This is a genomic window from Geobacillus zalihae NBRC 101842, assembly GCF_001544135.1.
Classification (GTDB): Bacteria; Bacillota; Bacilli; order Bacillales; family Anoxybacillaceae; genus Geobacillus; species Geobacillus zalihae.
Genome location: NZ_BCPV01000035.1, coordinates 1 through 20,177, shown reverse-complemented (window position 1 = coordinate 20,177; position 20,177 = coordinate 1). Strand labels below are relative to the sequence as shown.

Annotated in this window: 15 protein-coding genes and 1 pseudogene; 15 read left to right on the top strand and 1 reads right to left on the bottom strand. The window is 47.7% G+C overall.

Annotation, left to right across the window (positions count from 1 at the left end; translation table 11 throughout):
• Nucleotides 1-134: 134 nt before the first annotated feature.
• Nucleotides 135-991, bottom strand: a pseudogene (locus GZ1_RS19630) (transposase); the annotation flags it as partial.
• A 417-nt stretch (nt 992-1,408) separates the two neighbouring features.
• Between GZ1_RS19630 and arfA the strand changes: the two are divergent.
• The 15 genes from arfA to GZ1_RS10980 all read left to right on the top strand — a co-directional run bounded on the left by arfA (nt 1,409) and on the right by GZ1_RS10980 (nt 19,973).
• The gene (gene arfA / locus GZ1_RS11050; protein ID WP_060788484.1) at nt 1,409-2,917 is read left to right on the top strand and encodes an arabinosylfuranosidase ArfA; all 1,509 of its coding nucleotides are present in this window, start codon (nt 1,409-1,411) and stop codon (nt 2,915-2,917) included.
• A 62-nt stretch (nt 2,918-2,979) separates the two neighbouring features.
• Complete coding sequence (locus GZ1_RS11045; protein ID WP_060788483.1) at nt 2,980-3,975, top strand: Gfo/Idh/MocA family protein; 996 nt, start codon at nt 2,980-2,982, stop codon at nt 3,973-3,975.
• A gap of 22 nt (nt 3,976-3,997) precedes the next feature.
• Nucleotides 3,998-5,050 carry an aldose epimerase family protein gene (locus GZ1_RS11040; RefSeq protein ID WP_060788482.1) on the top strand — a complete coding sequence of 351 codons (1,053 nt, stop codon included), beginning with the start codon at nt 3,998-4,000 and terminating at the stop codon, nt 5,048-5,050.
• Nucleotides 5,051-5,075: 25 nt separating this feature from the next.
• Entirely contained in the window at nt 5,076-5,876 is an 801-nt protein-coding gene (locus GZ1_RS11035) for an HAD-IIA family hydrolase (RefSeq protein WP_015374988.1), read from the top strand.
• Nucleotides 5,873-7,084: a sn-glycerol-1-phosphate dehydrogenase gene (locus GZ1_RS11030; RefSeq protein ID WP_015374987.1), complete on the top strand. Its 1,212-nt coding sequence runs from the start codon at nt 5,873-5,875 to the stop codon at nt 7,082-7,084. Before GZ1_RS11035 ends, GZ1_RS11030 begins: the two co-directional genes overlap by 4 nt.
• The gene (locus GZ1_RS11025; protein WP_174520685.1) at nt 7,081-9,021 is read left to right on the top strand and encodes a glycoside hydrolase family 127 protein; all 1,941 of its coding nucleotides are present in this window, start codon (nt 7,081-7,083) and stop codon (nt 9,019-9,021) included. Before GZ1_RS11030 ends, GZ1_RS11025 begins: the two co-directional genes overlap by 4 nt.
• A gap of 220 nt (nt 9,022-9,241) precedes the next feature.
• Entirely contained in the window at nt 9,242-10,963 is a 1,722-nt protein-coding gene (locus GZ1_RS11020; protein WP_060788481.1) for a sensor histidine kinase, read from the top strand.
• Nucleotides 10,963-11,742, top strand: coding sequence for a response regulator transcription factor (locus tag GZ1_RS11015; protein ID WP_060788480.1), 780 nt, complete (start codon nt 10,963-10,965; stop codon nt 11,740-11,742). Before GZ1_RS11020 ends, GZ1_RS11015 begins: the two co-directional genes overlap by 1 nt.
• A gap of 104 nt (nt 11,743-11,846) precedes the next feature.
• Complete coding sequence (locus tag GZ1_RS11010; RefSeq protein WP_015374983.1) at nt 11,847-13,172, top strand: extracellular solute-binding protein; 1,326 nt, start codon at nt 11,847-11,849, stop codon at nt 13,170-13,172.
• A 62-nt stretch (nt 13,173-13,234) separates the two neighbouring features.
• Nucleotides 13,235-14,104 (top strand): carbohydrate ABC transporter permease, encoded by an 870-nt coding sequence (locus GZ1_RS11005; protein WP_013145180.1) that lies wholly within the window; start codon nt 13,235-13,237, stop codon nt 14,102-14,104.
• A 14-nt stretch (nt 14,105-14,118) separates the two neighbouring features.
• On the top strand, nt 14,119-14,985 hold the full coding sequence (locus GZ1_RS11000; protein WP_015374982.1) for a carbohydrate ABC transporter permease: 867 nt from the start codon (nt 14,119-14,121) through the stop codon (nt 14,983-14,985).
• A 115-nt stretch (nt 14,986-15,100) separates the two neighbouring features.
• Nucleotides 15,101-16,147, top strand: coding sequence for an aldose epimerase family protein (locus GZ1_RS10995; RefSeq protein WP_060788479.1), 1,047 nt, complete (start codon nt 15,101-15,103; stop codon nt 16,145-16,147).
• A gap of 23 nt (nt 16,148-16,170) precedes the next feature.
• A complete protein-coding gene (locus tag GZ1_RS10990; RefSeq protein WP_060788478.1) occupies nt 16,171-16,785 on the top strand; it encodes a polysaccharide deacetylase family protein in 615 nt (204 codons plus the stop codon).
• A gap of 72 nt (nt 16,786-16,857) precedes the next feature.
• Nucleotides 16,858-18,975, top strand: coding sequence for a glycoside hydrolase family 52 protein (locus GZ1_RS10985; RefSeq protein WP_060788477.1), 2,118 nt, complete (start codon nt 16,858-16,860; stop codon nt 18,973-18,975).
• Nucleotides 18,976-18,977: 2 nt separating this feature from the next.
• Entirely contained in the window at nt 18,978-19,973 is a 996-nt protein-coding gene (locus tag GZ1_RS10980; protein WP_044743638.1) for an endo-1,4-beta-xylanase, read from the top strand.
• Nucleotides 19,974-20,177: the final 204 nt, after the last annotated feature.

The following is a 20,177-nucleotide window of genomic DNA, read 5'->3' as shown; positions in this document are numbered from 1 at the left end:
AGTCCGGATGCAAAGATGATCGGTCGGTCGTTGCTTGATAGTCGCTATTTACGTAAGCGTGGGGCCAATGTTTATTGTTAGGTAATAAAGGGGACAGAGAATGTAGATGGGGAAAAGCCACGAGTGTTGATTATCTAAAACTTAGACATGGTCCTTCCATACATTTGAGCATACTCAAATAAAGCAATGGTGCCCTTGGATATTTCCAATCGAGCGGAATTTGCTTGAAGGAAAATGGAAAATGGAAGAAGTGGAGGAAAGATGGTGCTTCGTTCGTTTGCTTGTTTGACCATAAAGCCGTCTCAACAACAGATATGTGATGAAAATGTCAAACAATTGATTATATACTACGTTTTCGGTTGTACCAAATAATGTTGGGACATTGAGATATTGCTTCATACAACGAAAAAAACACCTCAACGATCCAACTCCCTTGATCCGTATCGGTAATGATTTCGGCAGATAAGTTCAAAATGTTCATCACAACACGAATGTCATGACCACTTGCATCTTGAAAGATCACGTACCCGATGACGCTTGACAGAACGGCATTGTTTCGTTCCTAGCTAACAAGTGAAATCATCTTGAATCGGTAATGATATGCATGGAAGGTGTTTCAGGCTTTTCTTTAACGGATCTCTACATTGTCCTTCACACGAATGAAAAACAGTTGGCGCCGCCCGATAAATTCGCCGATGCATTCTGAAATACGTCCGGCCTTCTACTAGTACCTGTTGGGGGTTCGTCAGTTGTTCCCCCATAGGAACATCGTGGCATAACTCAATCGTTTCCACAACGTCCGTCGGAGATGATGATTCTGGTGAATAAGCCACGTACAGCTTTGTTCCGGTGCGTTCATCGTGATACAGGGTTTATGGAAGGAGTCTTTCCCCAGCCATCATTTCGGGCGAATCCGCCACACACAGCGGCTAGGGAAACAAAGTGAACGGCGGGTTTGGCAGATATACTTGGAAACAATCAGAGCGAATAAAAGTTCGTGATGCCTTAGGGGACTTCTTTGGTTTTTTGGGTACGGCCCATACTTGATGAAAATGAAACAGTTTTGTTTTAGCCAATCTACGGTGAGGATCAAGGCAGCTAAAAACATGAAAAAACGGTGCCGGGGCTGCGAAGGGAGTACGGTTGTTACACAGAAAATGATGGCTAAACTTGTTGAACAAATTGATCCTTCAGCTTTTCGTTCCTGATGATGTTTATGAGAAAAGGGTCAGTATATGCATAAATTGTCCTTCTCTTCAGTACGGCACGACATGTGCTCATAGCGGGTATCTTGTCCACTATCAGGCAAAGTGGAAACAAGGAGTGTTGCCCGTTTCCGGCAAAGCCGAAATGGGGAAGAGAAAAATAGATTGGGAGTATAATAAAAAACAGAAAGGAAGAATCGCAGATGACCGCAAAAAAAGCAACCATGATCATCGAAAAAGACTTCAAAATTGCTGAAATCGACAAACGCATTTATGGCTCATTTATCGAGCACCTCGGCCGCGCGGTATACGGAGGGATTTATGAGCCGGGTCATCCACAAGCGGATGAAAACGGCTTCCGGCAGGATGTCATTGAAATGGTGAAAGAGTTACAAGTACCGATTATCCGTTATCCGGGCGGGAATTTTGTGTCCGGTTACAACTGGGAAGACGGAGTCGGACCAAAAGAAAAGCGGCCGCGGCGTCTTGATTTGGCGTGGAAGTCGGTGGAAACCAATGAAATCGGGTTGAATGAATTTGTTGATTGGGCAAAGATGGTCGGGGCCGAAGTGAATATGGCCGTCAACTTAGGAACGCGCGGCATTGATGCGGCACGCAACTTGGTTGAATACTGCAACCATCCATCGGGCTCGTATTACAGCGATTTGCGCATTTCCCACGGCTATAAAGAGCCGCATAAAATTAAAACATGGTGTCTAGGCAATGAGATGGACGGTCCGTGGCAAATCGGCCATAAGACGGCCGTTGAGTACGGACGAATCGCTTGTGAAGCGGCCAAAGTGATGAAATGGGTGGATCCGACAATTGAACTTGTTGCGTGCGGAAGTTCAGGTAGAAATATGCCAACATTTGCGGAATGGGAAGCGATTGTTCTTGATCATACGTATGAGCATGTCGATTATATTTCCCTCCATCAATACTTTGGAAATCGAGATAATGACACGGCGAATTATTTGGCGATGTCGCTGGAAATGGATGATTTTATCCGTTCGGTTGTGGCCATTGCTGATTATGTGAAGGCGAAAAAACGAAGCAAGAAGACGATTCATCTTTCGTTTGATGAATGGAACGTATGGTATCACTCAAATGAAGCGGATAAGCAAATTGAACCGTGGACCGTCGCGCCGCCTCTGTTGGAGGATATTTATAACTTTGAAGATGCACTTCTTGTCGGCTGCATGCTTATTACGCTCATGAAACATGCCGATCGGGTGAAAATTGCCTGCTTGGCTCAATTAGTGAATGTCATTGCACCAATCATGACGGAAAAGAATGGCCCGGCATGGAAACAAACGATTTACTATCCGTTTATGCATGCCTCTGTGTATGGAAGAGGAGTGGCGTTGCATCCGGTGGTTTCCAGCCCGAAATACGACAGCAAAGACTTCACCGATGTGCCATACTTAGAATCGATTGCGGTTTACAATGAAGAAAAAGAAGAAGTGACGATTTTTGCCGTCAACCGTGATATGGACGATGCGTTGCTGCTCGAATGCGATGTTCGCAGTTTTGAAGACTATCGCGTCATTGAGCATATCGTTTTGGAGCATGAAAACGTGAAACAAACGAATTCGGCGCAGTCGTCCCCGGTTGTTCCGCATCGCAACGGCGACGCTCAGATGTCCGCTGGAAAAGTGTCAGCGACGTTGCCGAAGTTGTCGTGGAACGTCATTCGTTTAGGAAAACGATAAGGAAGTGAAGGCTGGTCTGATGGCCAGCCTATCCCTTTGAAAACGGGAAGGAGATACGAAATATGGGATGTAAAGTCCGCTTTGGTATTATGAGTACAGCTGCCATTGCCAAAGACGTGATGATTCCCGCCATTCGTCGGGCGGATTACGCTGAAGTCGTGGCCATTGCGAGTGAGAGCGGGAAAGCTAAACAAGCGGCGAAGGAGCTCGGTATTCCGAAAGCGTATGACAGCTATGACCAGCTGCTTGATGACCCGGATGTCGACGCAGTGTACATCCCGCTTCCAAACAGCCTGCACGCTGAATGGACGATCAAAGCGGCGAAGAAGAAAAAGCACGTGCTTTGTGAAAAGCCGGCCGCCTTATGTGAAGAAGATGTCCGGCGCATGATCGAGGTGTGCGAGGAAAATGGCGTTTTATTTATGGAAGCGTTCATGTACCAATTCCACCCGCAGCACGAGCGGGTGAAGCAACTTCTAGCTGCTGGCGAGATCGGCGAAGTTAAGTACATGCGCTCCCATTTCTCCTTTTACTTGCAAGACCGGGAAACGAATATCCGCATGAACGATGAGCTTGGCGGGGGAAGTCTGTTCGATGTCGGTTGCTATTGTGTGCATTCGACGAGACACATTCTTGATACCGAGCCTGTTGAGCTGTTCGTCCAATCTTGTTTTGATCCACACCATTCGGTTGATTTAACGACGAACGGATGGATGAGGATGGAAAACGGTGTTCTTGCGCAGTTCACGTGCAGTTTTGATATGCTCTTTCAGAACGAATACGAAGTAGTGGGTACGAAGGGAAAAATCGTTGTCTCGCGGGCGTATCGACCGGATGTGGATGATGGAGAGGGACGGATTACGGTCGCAACGGCTGATGGGAACGTACGCGAGGAAACGGTGTCAGGCGATCAATACGCGCTGCAAATCGAGCACTTTTCGCGCTCCATTCTCGAAGGGACGCCGCTGTTGTATTCGCTGGAGCGCATGATCCAACAAGCGCGGGCGCTCGATGCTTGCCGCACATCGATGAAAACGGGAGCGATCGTGCGGTTATAGTTATAAAGGAAGGAGAATCGAGATGAACATTACATACGAAAAGTGGTCCGAATGGAATGGAAACGACGTGTTCTTATTCACCTTGACAAACGACCGCGGCATGGGACTGTCGGCGACAAACTACGGCTGCATCGTGACGGACCTCCGCGTTCCCGACCGGAACGGCAACATCGAAAATGTCGTGCTCGGGTTTGGACGATTTGAACCGTATGTTGAGAACGCCCCTTATTTCGGCGCCGTGATCGGCCGGGTGGCGGGGCGCATTCGCGGGGCGAGCTTCGAACTTGATGGAATCACATATCAACTGGCGAAAAACGAACACAACAACCACTTGCACGGCGGTTCGAACGGATTCCACCGCGTGCTGTGGCAGGCCGAGCCCGTCCAGCGCGACGATGCAGTGGGCGTCGTCTTTTCGTACACGAGCCCGGACGGGGAGGAAGGGTACCCGGGAACGGTTCATGTTCAAGTGGAATATTGGCTCAACAATGACAACGAATGGACCGTCACGTACCGGGCTCGTTCGGACAAAACAACTTTGCTCAATTTGACGAACCATACGTATTTTAACCTAAGCGGCAACGGCAAGCGCGATATATTGGACCACACGCTGACGATCCAAAGCTCGCGTGTGCTCGAGTTGAATGAGGAGCTGATTCCGACAGGCCGCGTCTTGGATGTCGCCGGCACGCCGTTTGACTTGCGGCAAGGAAAGACGATCCGGGAGGCGGTCGAATCCGGGCATCCGCAAATTGAACTCGTTGGCGGGGGTTATGACCATCCGTTTTGGCTCGATCGGCATCATGACAAAGAGATTGTGCTTTCCGACCCGAAGAGCGGGCGAGTGTTGACGGTGGAGACGGACGAAGTCGGCGTGGTGGTGTATACATCGAACCAGTTGCCGGAAGGGTTGGATCTAGGCGGCGTGCCGTCGCGGAAATATTTAGGCATCTGCCTGGAAACACAAGGGCTGCCGGATGCGGTTCATCATCCGCAGTTTCCGTCGATCGTATTGCCGGCTGGCAAAGAGCGAGCATCAACGACGGTCTACCGGTTTGGTGTGCGGACGTCATAGACGGATAGGAGGCGGATGACTCTTGATGGAGGAAATCGAAGGGGTGTTGATCGATCTTGACGGGACGATATGGAGAGGAAATGAACTAATTCCCCATGCGAATGAGGCGGTTGCCTACCTCCGTTCTCTTGGAAAACGAATCGTGTTCGTCAGTAACCGGGGCAATTGGTCGCGGCGCATGTGCCATGAACGGCTTGGACGGTTTGGAATTGCGGCCGGGGAGGAAGACATCATTTTATCCTCAACGGTAACAGCCCAATTTTTGCGGAAACATTATCCGCTATGCCAAGTTTGGACGTTAGGCGACGAAGGATTGCGTGAAGAGCTGCAGCATCACCAGGTGCCGTTGGCACCGGCTCCGGAAGACGCGGATTTTCTCATCATCACGCTGCATGAAACGATGACGTATCGCGATTTGGATTTGGCATTTCGTGCTGTCCATCATGGGGCGCGAATCATTGCGACCAACATCGATAAAACATTTCCGAGTGAACATGGAAATGCCATTGATGTCGCCGGGATGGTCGGGGCGATTGAAGCGGCGGCGAGCCGAAAAGTGGAACTTGTGTTAGGGAAGCCTTCTTGCTTTATGGTCGAAACCGCTTTGCGCCAGCTGAAGGTGCCTCCTAACCGCTGTCTCGTCATTGGTGACAGCGTGGAATCGGATATTCGCATGGGGAGAATGTACGGTATGAAAACCGCTCTTGTGCTGACAGGAAATACGAAGCGCAACGAATTAGAGGCATGGAGGGAAAAAGAACGGCCGGATTATGTGATGGATTCCATTTATGATATCGTGGGGCTCGGAAAGGAGATCGTGCAGTGAATTCAATAGAAGAAATCGTGCCATTGGTGAAACAATGCGATTGTGGCCACCGTCATTATGACATCCCGATCGAACAGATGGCGGTGGGATGTGACGCGTTTGAGCAGCTCGTTGCTTATTTGCGTCATAAGCGGTATGAGAAGGTGGCCGTGGTGGCCGATGAGCGGACGTTTGCCGCAGCAGGGGAGTCATTGTGTGATGAACTGGAAAACAAATCGATCCGCTATACAATATGCCTCGTGCAACCCGATCAAAATGGGGATGTCATCGCCGATGAACGTTCGATTGTGCAAGTGCTTCTGGAAACGCCCGACGATGTCGATGTTCTCATTGCGGCAGGAGCAGGGACGATTCATGACATTACCCGTTTTAGCAGCTATAAAATGAAGATTCCGTTCATTTCTGTCCCCACTGCCCCATCGGTGGACGGATTTACGTCAATGGGAGCTCCGCTCATCATTCGTGGGGTGAAAAAAACCATTCAAGCACAGGCGCCGGTCGCTGTGTTTGCTCATACGGATGTGTTATCCCGGGCTCCAAAAGAGATGATCGCCGCTGGATTTGGCGATATGGTGGCGAAGTATACGTCATTGGTCGACTGGCAGTTTGCCCACTGGATGGCCGATGAGCCCTATTGTCCATTTGTTCACCAGCTTACCGAACAATCTCTCAAAGCATGTGTCGACCATATTGATGACATTGCCGATGGCGGTGAACAAGGGATTCGTGTATTAATGAATGCGTTGCTGCAGTCGGGCATTGCGATGTTGCTCATGGGGCAATCGTACTCGGCATCGGGAGCGGAACACCATCTGTCCCACTACTGGGAAATGGAATTTTTGCGTCGGAACAAACGGCAAGTGCTGCACGGGGCGAAGGTTGGCGTAGCGACTCCGATGATCATTGAACACTATCAACGCGTCTTTTTGCCGTTATGGAACAAACTAGAAGAACGGCCGAAATCAATAGACGAAACTGCAAGGAAACGACTCAAAGCCAATGCGGCTTCTATTCAGAAACTGCTTGAATCCTTGCCCTCTCCAGGGCGCGTTCGAACTATGTTAGAGAAAGTAGGAGGGGCCGCTCTCCCGGAACAACTCGGCATCGATCTTCCGTTGGTTGAACGGAGTCTGCGGGAGGCTCATCGATTGCGTCCGAACCGCTTTACGATTCTCTACTTTTTAAATGAATGGGTTTTAGGAACATGATAGGGGGAATCAAAGTGGAAAAAGCTACAATAAGGGCAAATGTCAAGGATCGGTTTTGGAAACGATATATCGATGTCGTCCGGAACGAAGTCGTTCCTTACCAGTGGGAAGCGCTTAATGACCGCATCCTAGGCGCTGAACCAAGCCATGCAATCGAAAATTTCCGCATCGCCGCTGGCGAATCAGATGGAGAATTTTATGGGATGGTCTTTCAAGACAGCGATGTAGCGAAATGGCTCGAAGCGGTGGCGTATTTACTCGAGGAAAAGCGCGACTCGGAATTGGAAGCACTCGCGGATGACGTGATTGAGCTGCTTGGCCGCGCCCAGCAGCCGGACGGCTATCTCAACACGTATTATACGGTCAAGGAACCCGGTAAACGTTGGACCAACCTGCGGGACAACCATGAATTGTATTGCGCCGGCCATTTGATCGAAGCGGCAGTTGCTTATTTCCAGGCTACAGGCAAACGGCGCTTTTTAGACATTATGTGCAAATATGCCGACTATATCGGTACGGTATTCGGCCGCGGGGAAGGCCAAATTCCTGGATACGACGGACATCAGGAAATTGAGTTGGCGCTGTTGAAATTGTATGAGGCGACTGGAAACGAGAACTATTTAAAACTGAGCCAATATTTTATTGATCAGCGCGGGCAGCAACCTCATTACTTTGATCAGGAAAAAGAAGCAAGAGGGGAAACGAAGCCATTTTGGTATGACGGCGGGTATCGTTACCATCAGGCGCACATTCCGGTCAGGGAACAAAAACAAGCTGTTGGGCATGCGGTGCGGGCGCTCTATATGTATACCGCCATGGCTGGACTGGCGGCGAAAACGGGAGACGAATCGTTGAAACAAGCATGCCAAACGTTATGGGAAAACGTGACGAAACGGCAAATGTATATCACGGGCGGCGTCGGCTCGAGCGCTTTTGGCGAATCGTTTACGTTTGATTTTGATTTGCCGAATGATACGGTCTATGCCGAGACGTGCGCGTCAATTGCGTTAGTGTTTTGGGCCCGCCGCATGCTGGAACTGGAGATGGATGGGAAGTACGCGGATGTGATGGAACGGGCGCTATACAACGGAACGATCAGCGGCATGGATTTGGACGGCAAGAGATTCTTTTATGTCAACCCGCTCGAAGTGTGGCCGAAGGCATGTGAACGCCATGACAAACGCCATGTGAAACCGGTGCGGCAAAAATGGTTCAGCTGTGCGTGCTGCCCGCCGAACTTGGCCCGTCTCATCGCCTCGATCGGCCATTACATTTATTCACAAACATCGGATGCGTTGTTCGTCCACCTTTATGTCGGCAGCAACATTCAAACGGAAATAGGCGGTCGGTCAGTCGAGATCGTGCAGGAGACGAATTATCCTTGGGATGGAACGGTTCGATTGACGATTTCGCCGGAATCAGCCCAGGAATTTACACTTGGATTGCGCATTCCTGGATGGTGCCGGGGAGCGGAGGTAACGATCAATGGGGAAAACGTAGACATTGCGCCGCTGACCAAAAAAGGGTACGCTTATATCCGTCGAGTGTGGCGGCAAGGGGATGAAATGGTCCTTCACTTCTCGATGCCGGTCGAGCGGATTAAGGCTCATCCCCAAGTGCGTGCCAACGCTGGCAAGGTTGCGTTGCAGCGCGGGCCGATTGTGTATTGTTTGGAAGAAGTCGATAACGAACCGAATTTGGCAAATTTGTTCCTCCCGCGCGATGCCCAGTTGGAAGCGCACTTTGAGCCGGACTTACTGGAAGGGGTCGTGGTAATCACAGGCACCGCCGAGCGGGTCGATGAGTCGGCATGGAATGATGAGTTGTATCGGCCGATTGAACCCCGAACCTATCAAGTTCCGTTCCGTGCGATTCCTTATTATGCCTGGTGCAACCGTGGGGAAGGGGAGATGACGGTGTGGGTGAATGAGAAATAGACGTATCGATGTTGCTGGTCACCACATAGAATGCTGTGGAAATCAAGACGAATATGAAGTTGAATGAGCTGGTCGGATGGTTGATGAACCGTGCACGACCAGCTTTTTTGTTTTGACAATCTTTGTTTGTGTTCTATACAAATTATTTGGAAGCCACTATACTAGTAATTAAAGAGATTTGTCTTTCACATACTCTTTTCCATTAGGAAGGGACATCGCCATGCTTAGCTACTTAAAAAAATGGAACACGTTGCGAAATCAGATACTGGTCGTATTCCTATTTGTCATGGTGATTGTGCTGTCTCTCGTCAGCATGATCACGCTCAAGCAAGTGTCCCTGTTGATTCGGAAGAACGCTGAAAACCAAATCAAGCAGACAGCTATTGAAGCGAGCGGTCGGATTGATTCATTGTTTGAACAGTTGAATACAGCGACAAAGTTTGTGATGACCAATCAAGAAGTCCAGCGATTATTCGAACGAATCCATGCGGGAGAGAAAGTGACGTTTCCAGAATTGCAAAGGTTAAAAAGTGTGGTTAATAATATCCAAGCCAACTCTGAGGGCATTTACTCTGTCGAGCTCTATACAGAAGATTTAAAGCAAGTGTTTCCCCTAGACAGTTCTATGAAGATGTTTCAACGTCTCAACGTGAAATGGATTTATGAAGCGGATCGCGCGAAAGGCAGACTTGTATGGATCGGAGAAGATCCGCGAAACCCGCAATTTTATTTAGCGATACGGCGCATTACGTTGATGGAGCGTCATTTTGCCAACGGGGGATACTTGCTTGTGCGAATTTACAAGCCGTATTTCGCGATTACTGAGGTGAACACGGGGCAATACGTATTGGTTTCCGATCCGGAAGGAAAGGTTATTTTTTCAAATAATTCCAGCTTAACTGATGTATCTTCATTAAATCAACGGTCAGCAACGGTAATAAATCAAACCGAATACATGGTAACAAAGCAGTCTTCCAACAAAGGGTTCACCGTTTTCATATTAACGCCTGTCAGTGCCCTGACCAAGGGAGTGAACAGCATTCGGTTTGGGATCATTTTCGCTGGCATTATCGGGATGCTTGTTTACTTTTTATGTTCGCTGCTTCTCTCGACCATTATTACGCGGCCGATCGTTCAATTAACCAAAACGATGAGACTGGCGAATGAGCGGTTATTAACAGTTGATCCGAAAATGGTTACGGTCAATGAGATCAGGGAGCTGAATAGCACCTATAACCAATTGGTGAGAGAAACGAATCATTTGATCAAAATGGTGTATCAAAAAGAGATTGTTCGCAGCCAAAGTGAATTGAAAGCGCTTCAAGCGCAAATCAACCCTCATTTCTTGTACAACACGTTGGAGTCGCTGCGGTGGTCATTAGAAGAAAAGGGAGAAGAAGAGTTGGCAGATGTCGTTGTGTCCATGTCAGAGCTGTTTCGCTACACCATCAGCCGAAATGTGAACGATGATTGGGTTACATTGAAAGAGGAATTTCGCCATATCGAAAATTATATGGACATTATCAAATTTCGGTTTGGCGATCGCATCAAGTGGCATTTGTCGCTGCCTGAGGAATGGGAAAATGTCAAAATCCCAAAACTGTTGATTCAACCGTTAGTCGAAAACGCGGTCGTGCATGGTTCGGAAAACCGGACAGCCCCTTGTACCATTACCGTGGCTGTCAAACCGGTTTCGGATCGTCATCTTGAGATCATGGTGGAAGATGATGGAGTTGGAATGGATGAAGAAAGGCTCGAGGCGGTGAAACAGGCTATGCATACAGGAGAAGCGAAAGGAAAAGGAATGGCATTGTATAATGTGAAAAAACGTCTCCAACTTTATTACAAGAAAGAAACGAGCGATGGCATAACGATTGACAGCCATAAAAACAAAGGTACAAAAGTCACGATTCGAATTCCCGTTAACGGAGGTGAAAAATGATGCATGAGAAGACCATTTTAGTTGTGGATGATGAGCCGAGGGCGAGAGAAGGGATGAAGCGGTTGTTGGAAAAATGGGCCTCCGGCAAACACCGAATCATAACGGCTGCCAATGGCCAAGAAGCGCTTGACATTTTGCGGCAAGAGCGAGTGCACGTGTTATTGACAGATATTCGGATGCCGGAAATTACCGGGCTTGATGTGTTAGAGAAAATGAGAGAAAAAGACGATTCTCCGGCAGTGATCCTCATTTCTGCTTACCCTGATTTCGATTATGCGCAAAAAGCCATCAGCCTTGGGGTATTACACTATTTGTTGAAGCCGGTGAAAAAAAGCGAATTATTCGAAGCCGTAGAACGAGCGATCCACGTTTCCGAGCAAAAGGAAAGGGAACGAGTGATGAGACAATTGGTTGACGATAAACTCATCGATGCCCTTGATCGTCACCCCCAAACTCGTGAACCGATTCGCGAGGCCATCCAGTTTATTGATCGGCATCTAAAAGATGATATATCACTAAAAGAAGTGGCGGAGCACGTCCATTTGAATCCAAGCTATTTTAGCACGTTGTTTAAAGAACAAATGAAACTCACATTCAGCGAATATCTCACAAGAAGAAGAATGCAGCGAGCTAAAGAACTGTTGATGACGACTGATATGGCTGTATCCGAGATTGCGGAAGAGTGCGGTTACAAAACAGCGAAATATTTTATTCATTTGTTTAAGGAAATGGAGGGAAAGACTCCGAGCAGCTATCGAAAAAGTCAAAAAGAAAAGTAATCTAAAAATACTGGTACTTTTCCTAATGGTTGTTGCCTTTTTCACCCTTCATGATGATGGTAGACTGTATTTGCAAGCAAAGAATAGAAAAGGGGGTACAGTTTATGAAAAAGAAAGCGTTCACATGGTTGGTTTTGCTAATGTTGATGGCGGGGATTGTGCTGTCTGGTTGTTCTTCTTCGTCGAGCGATTCTGCGAGCGAGGGGAAATCCGGAGACGGGAAAATTCATTTGAAGTTTATGCACGACTGGCCAAAAGGCAGTTCAACCGCTTACTACAATCTTGTAGAGGAGATTATTAAAGACTATGAAGCGAAGCATCCGAATGTTCAGATTGATGTAGAAGTATTAAATCCGGATCAATATCGGGATAAATTAAAAGTGTTGGCCGCTTCAAATGAATTGCCTGACGTAGGGTTGACGTGGTCGAATGGTTTTGCCGAACCATACGCCACTGGGGGACAATTTGCGCCGCTAAATGATATTATCGAAAAAGAATTTAAAGACCAGTTTGTACCTGGAACGGTAGAAGCGTACACCTTTAACGGCAAATCGTATGCGCTTCCAATGGAGATGAACATCACGTATATTTTCTACAACAAAGAGATTTTCAAAAAATATGGTCTTCAGGAACCGAAAACCTTTGAAGATTTGAAAAACATTGGGAAAACGTTGATCAAGCATGGGGTGATTCCAGCAACGGTTGGTTCGAAAGATGGATGGCCGGCATCGATGTGGTTTATGTACCTCGCTGACCGAATTGGCGGCCCAACGATTTTGACGGATGTTATTCAAGGAAAAGTGAAAATGTCTGACCCAGCTATTGTCAAAGCGGCAAAAGAAGTTCAAAATCTTGTGGATATGGGGTTCTTTGTCAAAGGGAACACTGCCTTCTCGAATGATGATGCTAAAGGTTATTTCCTAAACGAAAAGGCAGCCATGTTCTTAACGGCCACATGGGAGTTACCGAACTTTACAACCAGCCCGGATGTGCCGCAAGAGTTTAAAGAGAAGGTTGGTTACTTTAAATTCCCACTGTATGAAGGCGGCAAAGGAACGGACATCAACAGTTATGTTGGCGGTCCTGGGTTAGGTGCATTCGTTGCAGAAAACTCAAAACATAAAGAACAAGCGAAAGATTTTGCGGCTTATCTCGTAAAAGAGTGGGGAAAACGTTCTGTTGAAGGCGCGGGCATTCTTCCGGCTATGAAAGTTGATACAGAAGGACTGGACGTACCACAAATGTATCTTGATGTCCTGAATGATATTAACAATGCAACAAACATTACGACTTGGTTTGACACCCAAGCAAGCCCGAATGTTTCTGAGCTGCACCATGACTTAATGACGGCCCTGTTTGGGAAACAAATCACGCCAGAAGAATTTGCGAAACAACATGATGACGCGTTGGCGGAGGAAGCCAACAAATAAGAATTTTGGGGGCATCTGGAACAACACATGCCCCCTTATTTGTAAAGAAGGAGTTATCAGCGATGAAAAATGTTATGTCCAATAAAACAGCCATCATTCTTTATGTCCTGCCGTCGCTTCTCCTTGTCTTGTTTTTGATTTATATCCCGATTGCGCTGACGGGATATTATGGATTGATGGATTGGAGCGGGGTAGGCCAGATGAAGTTCATCGGCTTGGAAAATTATAAAAAGCTTATTCATGACAAGCTGTTTTGGGAGAGCACCTGGCACTCCGTCTTGTTGGCGTTGTTTTCCGTTCTCAGTTTGATCGGCTATTTAATCGTTTCTTTAATATTGGCGAGCAAAATTAAGGGAGGAAATTTGTTTAGAAAAATTTATATTATTCCCATGCTTATGTCGTCTGTCGCCATCGCTCAACTTTGGATTAAGATTTTTGATCCGATGAATGGGCTGATTAACAGTTTATTGTCTATGTTTGGGATAAAAGAGACTCCACTTTGGTTGGCGGATCCGGATATGGCGCTATATTCGGTTTTCATCCCGATCGTTTGGCAGTATGCGGGGTTTTACATCATTATTATGTATGCGGCTTTGATCAATGTACCCCAAGAATTGATTGAAGCTGCAAGAATCGATGGTGCCAATGCCTTTCAAATTGCCTACAAAATTAAGGTGCCCCTTATTTCTGGGGTGTTAAAAGTATTGGTGATTCTAGCCGTTGTCGGGTCTTTGAAATATTTTGATTTGATTTACGTCATGACCGGAGGCGGCCCGGGGCATGCCACGGAAGTGATTGCTTCTTATATGTATAAAGAAGCGTTTGGGAAATTCAACTTCGGGTATGGAAGTGCGATTGGTTTTGGGTTGCTCATCCTTAGCATGGGAGCGACCTGGATGATTCAAAAAATGTTGAGAGTCAATCAAGAATAAAAGGAGAATTGACCATGAAAGAAAAGAAAATCTTAGATTCCAAGCCTCGTTCTCCTTTACGACAAATCGCAATGGGAATTCTTTACTTTATCTTGGTTGTCGTAGCGCTTCTTCAATTATATCCGTTAGTATGGTTATTCTTATTGTCGTTGAAGACGAATCAGGAAGTATTTGGAATGTCTCCGTTCGCTTTGCCGAAATCTCCGCGATGGGAAAATTATATAAATGCTTGGTTTGATGGAGGGATCAACCAATACTTTTTCAATAGTGTCTGGTATACGATCGTCGCTGTTGTATTGACTTTGATTTTAGCCAGTTTTGTCACGTTCGCCTTGACCAGAATGGAGTGGAAATTCAAAGGTGTTGTATTGGCCCTGTTTATGATCGCTTACATGATCCCGCTTCATTCGACGCTCATTCCGTTGTTTAATATTTATAATAAAATGAACTTGATTGATAACCCCGTTTCGATCATCCTTTCGTATACGACCTTTAACTTGCCGATTACGATTATGATTTTGCTGGGATTTTATCAGTCGTTGCCGCGCGAAATCGAAGAAGCGGCGGTAATGGACGGGTGCTCTGTTCATCGCATTTTTTTCCGCATTACATTGCCGATGACAGCGCCTGTTCTTGCGACTACAGCTATTATCAACATGATTTACAATTGGAATGAGTTTGTGTTTGTCAACACGTTCATTAGTTCGGAAAAATGGAAAACGATCACAGTCGGAGTCAATAATTTTGTCGGCCAATATCTCACCGACTGGGGGGCGATCGGCGCGACTTTGGTGATCAGCATTTTGCCGATTTTGATTGTGTACTTATTCTTGAGCGATCGAATTATTGAAGGATTGGTTGCCGGTTCGGTAAAAGGATGATGTCATATGTGATTGTGGTTAAGTTTGTTTGTGTTATATACAAACTAAATGAAATATAGTATGATGAAAATGATCAAATCGTTGCTTTTTCCATCGTTGGAGAGGGGGAGAGAGGTTGCAGATTAGGAAAGAAACATGGTCTTGTTTCAACGAAAAAGATGTTCTTTTATTTACGTTGACAAATGAACACGGCATGGAACTGTCCACGACAAACTACGGTTGCATCGTGACGGACCTCCGAGTTCCCGACCGGAACGGCAACATCGAAAACGTCGTGCTCGGGTTTGGACGATTTGAACTGTATGTTGAGAACGCCCCTTATTTCGGCGCCGTGATCGGCCGGGTGGCGGGGCGCATTCGTGGAGCGAGCTTTGAGCTTGAGGGCGTCACGTACCGGTTGGCGAAAAACGAACACAACAACCATCTGCACGGCGGGCCGAACGGATTCCACCGCGTGCTGTGGCAGGCCGAGCCCGTTCAGCGCGACGATGCGGTCGGCGTCGTCTTTTCGTACACGAGCCCGGACGGGGAGGAAGGGTACCCGGGAACGGTTCATGTTCAAGTGGAATATTGGCTCAACAATGACAACGAATGGACCGTCACGTACCGGGCTCGTTCGGACAAAACAACTTTGCTCAATTTGACGAACCATACGTATTTTAACCTAAGCGGCAACGGCAAGCGCGATATATTGGACCACACGCTGACGATCCAAAGCTCGCGTGTGCTGGAATTGAATGAGGAGCTGATTCCGACAGGCCGCGTCTTGGATGTCACTGGCACGCCGTTTGACTTGCGGCAAGGAAAGACGATCCGGGAGGCGGTCGAATCCGGGCATCCGCAAATTGCACTCGTTGGCGGGGGCTATGACCATCCGTTTTGGCTCGATCGGCATCATGACAAAGAGATTGTGCTTTCCGATCCGGAGAGTGGGCGGGTGCTGACGGTGGAGACGGATGAGGTCGGCGTGGTGGTGTATACATCGAACCAGTTGCCGGAAGGGTTGGATCTAGGCGGCGTGTCGTCGCGGAAATATTTAGGCATCTGCCTGGAAACGCAAGGACTGCCGGATGCGATCCATCATCCGCAGTTTCCGTCGATCGTATTGCCAGCTGGCCAAGAGCGAGCATCAACGACGGTCTATCGGTTTGGCATCATTTGAATCAATGGAGGAAAGATAGAGGAATGATTGAACATGTAGAGACGCCGCACAGATTGGTCGCCCTGACGTTTGATGATGGACCGAATCCGGTTTATACATTGAACGTGTTGGAGATATTGGAGAAGGCATCTGGAAAAGCGACCTTTTTTATGATCGGAAGCCAGATGGAGAAGCATCCGGAAGTTGTAGAGGCGGTCAAGGCGCAAGGGCATGAAATTGGCAATCATACGTATTCTCACGCTAACCTCACTTCTCTAACGGAAGATGAGGCTTTGAGAGAAATGGAGTGGACGGATGCCATCATTACCGAGATGACTGGAGCGAAGCCCGGGATTTTCCGTCCTCCTTATCTTGACTACAATGCAACTGTTGTTTCGATGTGCAACCATTTCGGCTACCAAATGATCGGTGCGCTCAATACGGATGCCCGAGACTGGGAACAGCCAGGAGTTGACTATATTGTTCGGAAGAGTCGCCCCCATATAAAAAACGGGAGCATCTTGCTTTTTCATGACGGATTTGGAGATCGTTCGCAGACGATCGTGGCTGTCAATATACTCGTATCCGAATTGTATTCGCAAGGTTACAAAATGGTCACGGTTAGCGAATTGTTGGAGCTGCAAGCTGGAAGTAGATGAAAAAGTAGCAGTTCTCTGATGCTCTGATGATTGATCGCATGCATAGTAAGAAAAGGGGAGAGTGAGCTATTCATGCCAACCAATGTATTTTTCAACGCCCATCACTCGCCGATTGGGGCGTTTGCCAGCTTTACGCTAGGATTCCCAGGAAAAAGCGGAGGACTAGATTTGGAACTTGCCCGACCGCCACGGCAAAATGTCTTTATTGGCGTTGAGTCGCCGCATGAGCCGGGGCTGTATCATATCCTTCCATTCGCGGAAACAGCAGGCGAGGATGAAAGCAAACGATATGACATTGAAAATCCTGATCCGAATCCGCAAAAACCAAACATCCTGATTCCATTTGCGAAAGAGCGGATCGAACGCGAATTTCGCGTTGCCACGGATACATGGAAAGCCGGGGACTTGACGTTGACGATTTATTCACCGGTGAAGGCCGTACCAGATCCGGAAACGGCCTCCGAGGAAGAGCTTAAGCTGGCGTTGGTCCCAGCTGTCATTGTTGAGATGACGATCGATAATACGAACGGAACAAGAACACGACGGGCGTTTTTCGGATTCGAAGGCACTGACCCGTATACCTCGATGCGGCGGATCGATGATACATGCCCGCAGCTGCGCGGGGTTGGGCAAGGACGAATGGTTGGCATCGTTTCCAAAGACGAGGATGTTCGCTCCGCGTTGCATTTTAGCATGGAAGATATTTTAACGGCACAGCTGGAAGAAAACTGGACGTTTGGGCTTGGCAAAGTGGGCGCCTTAATTGTCGATGTGCCGGCAGGCGAAAAGAAAACTTATCAATTTGCGGTTTGTTTTTACCGAGGCGGGTACGTGACGGCGGGGATGGATGCTTCCTATTTTTATACCCGTTTCTTTCAAAATATTGAGGAAGTCGGCCTTTATGCCCTGGAGCAGGCGGAAGTATTGAAGGAGCAATCGTTCCGTTCCAATAAGCTGATTGAAAAAGAATGGCTGTCCGATGATCAAACATTTATGATGGCGCACGCCATTCGCAGCTACTACGGCAATACGCAGCTGTTAGAGCACGAGGGGAAACCGATTTGGGTGGTCAACGAAGGCGAGTACCGGATGATGAATACGTTTGATTTGACCGTTGACCAACTCTTTTTTGAACTGAAACTGAATCCATGGACGGTCAAAAATGTTCTCGATTTGTACGTCGAGCGTTACAGTTACGAGGATCGCGTTCGTTTTCCGGGAGAAGAGACAGAATATCCGGGCGGCATCAGTTTTACTCACGACATGGGAGTAGCCAATACGTTCTCGCGCCCGCACTACTCGTCATACGAGCTGTATGGCATTAGCGGCTGCTTCTCGCACATGACGCACGAACAGCTTGTCAACTGGGTGCTTTGCGCGGCGGTGTACATTGAACAAACGAAAGACTGGGCATGGCGCGACAAGCGGCTTGCTATTTTGGAGCAATGCCTAGAAAGCATGGTTCGCCGCGATCATCCCGATCCGGAACAACGAAATGGCGTAATGGGACTCGACAGCACCCGCACGATGGGCGGGGCGGAAATTACGACATATGACAGTTTGGACGTTTCCCTCGGCCAAGCCCGCAACAATTTATATTTAGCAGGTAAATGTTGGGCGGCCTATGTAGCGCTTGAAAAATTGTTCCGTGATGTCGGCAAGGAAGAATTGGCCGCGCTGGCGGGAGAGCAGGCGGAAAAATGCGCCGCGACGATCGTCAGCCATGTAACCGATGACGGGTATATTCCGGCGATCATGGGAGAAGGAAACGACTCAAAAATCATTCCGGCTATTGAGGGGCTTGTGTTCCCTTATTTCACCAATTGCCATGAAGCGTTGGACGAAAACGGACGCTTTGGAGCATATATTCAAGCGTTGCGCAACCATTTGCAATACGTGTTGCGGGAAGGAATTTGCCTGTTCCCGGATGGAGGCTGGAAAATTTCCTCAACGAGCAACAACTCATGGCTAAGTAAAATTTACCTATGTCAGTTCATTGCCCGTCATATTTTAGGCTGGGAATGGGATGAACAAGGCAAACGGGCCGATGCCGCCCATGTCGCTTGGCTCACCCATCCGACATTATCCATTTGGAGCTGGAGTGATCAAATCATCGCGGGTGAAATTACCGGCAGCAAATATTACCCGCGCGGCGTGACAAGTATTTTGTGGCTTGAGGAGGGAGAATAACGATGTGCTCATCCATCCCGTCCCTTCGCGAAGTGTTTGCCAATGATTTTCGCATCGGGGCAGCAGTCAATCCAGTGACGCTAGAAGCCCAACAATCGCTGTTGATCCGCCATGTAAACAGCCTTACCGCCGAAAACCATATGAAGTTTGAACATCTTCAGCCAGAGGAGGGGCGGTTTACGTTTGACATCGCCGATCAAATCATCGACTTCGCCCGTTCTCATCACATGGCCGTTCGCGGACATACGCTCGTGTGGCATAACCAAACCCCGAGCTGGGTGTTTCAAGACAGCCAAGGGCATTTCGTCGGCAGAGATGTGTTGCTGGAACGGATGAAATCTCATATCTCCACGGTTGTACAGCGATACAAAGGGAAAGTCTATTGTTGGGATGTCGTCAACGAAGCGGTCGCCGATGAGGGGAGCGAATGGCTGCGCTCCTCAACGTGGCGACAAATCATCGGCGATGATTTTATTCAGCAGGCGTTTCTTTATGCCCATGAAGCGGACCCAGAGGCGTTGCTGTTTTACAACGACTATAATGAATGTTTTCCGGAAAAACGCGAGAAAATTTACACACTAGTAAAATCTTTGCGTGACAAAGGAATTCCCATTCACGGCATCGGCATGCAGGCGCACTGGAGCCTGACCCGCCCGACGCTTGATGAAATTCGCGCGGCGATTGAGCGATATGCGTCTTTGGGAGTGATTCTTCATATTACCGAACTTGATATATCGATGTTTGAATTTGACGACCATCGAAAGGACTTGGCTGCTCCTACAAACGAAATGGTCGAACGGCAGGCAGAGCGGTACGAGCAAATTTTCTCTCTCTTCAAGGAATATCGTGATGTCATTCAAAATGTCACGTTTTGGGGAATTGCCGATGACCACACGTGGCTTGACCACTTCCCTGTGCAAGGAAGAAAAAATTGGCCCCTTTTGTTCGATGAACAACACAACCCCAAACCGGCTTTTTGGCGGGTGGTGAATATCTAAATTTCTAGTTGCTTTGAAATCATACTATATAGTGAAGAGGGGAAAAAATAGAGTTTAGTTCTCCCCTCTTCCATAATAATAGAAAACTTTCAGAAAAGTATTGAATATGGGGAGGTTTTTCGTTATAATAAAAACAAAACTAGTATACTAGTGTTACTAGTAATCAAGTATCGCGTAAGATTGTACGTTTGCCTTTTTGAACTA

Excerpts from the sequence above, each read along its gene's own strand:
- arfA (WP_060788484.1), top strand. The coding sequence starts at position 1,409 with ATGACCGCAAAAAAAGCAACCATGATCATCGAAAAAGACTTCAAAATT.
- GZ1_RS11045 (WP_060788483.1), top strand. The coding sequence starts at position 2,980 with ATGGGATGTAAAGTCCGCTTTGGTATTATGAGTACAGCTGCCATTGCC.
- GZ1_RS11040 (WP_060788482.1), top strand. The coding sequence starts at position 3,998 with ATGAACATTACATACGAAAAGTGGTCCGAATGGAATGGAAACGACGTG.
- GZ1_RS11035 (WP_015374988.1), top strand. The coding sequence starts at position 5,076 with ATGGAGGAAATCGAAGGGGTGTTGATCGATCTTGACGGGACGATATGG.
- GZ1_RS11025 (WP_174520685.1), top strand. The coding sequence starts at position 7,081 with ATGATAGGGGGAATCAAAGTGGAAAAAGCTACAATAAGGGCAAATGTC.
- GZ1_RS11020 (WP_060788481.1), top strand. The coding sequence starts at position 9,242 with ATGCTTAGCTACTTAAAAAAATGGAACACGTTGCGAAATCAGATACTG.
- GZ1_RS11015 (WP_060788480.1), top strand. The coding sequence starts at position 10,963 with ATGCATGAGAAGACCATTTTAGTTGTGGATGATGAGCCGAGGGCGAGA.
- GZ1_RS11010 (WP_015374983.1), top strand. The coding sequence starts at position 11,847 with ATGAAAAAGAAAGCGTTCACATGGTTGGTTTTGCTAATGTTGATGGCG.
- GZ1_RS11005 (WP_013145180.1), top strand. The coding sequence starts at position 13,235 with ATGAAAAATGTTATGTCCAATAAAACAGCCATCATTCTTTATGTCCTG.
- GZ1_RS11000 (WP_015374982.1), top strand. The coding sequence starts at position 14,119 with ATGAAAGAAAAGAAAATCTTAGATTCCAAGCCTCGTTCTCCTTTACGA.
- GZ1_RS10990 (WP_060788478.1), top strand. The coding sequence starts at position 16,171 with ATGATTGAACATGTAGAGACGCCGCACAGATTGGTCGCCCTGACGTTT.
- GZ1_RS10985 (WP_060788477.1), top strand. The coding sequence starts at position 16,858 with ATGCCAACCAATGTATTTTTCAACGCCCATCACTCGCCGATTGGGGCG.
- GZ1_RS10980 (WP_044743638.1), top strand. The coding sequence starts at position 18,978 with ATGTGCTCATCCATCCCGTCCCTTCGCGAAGTGTTTGCCAATGATTTT.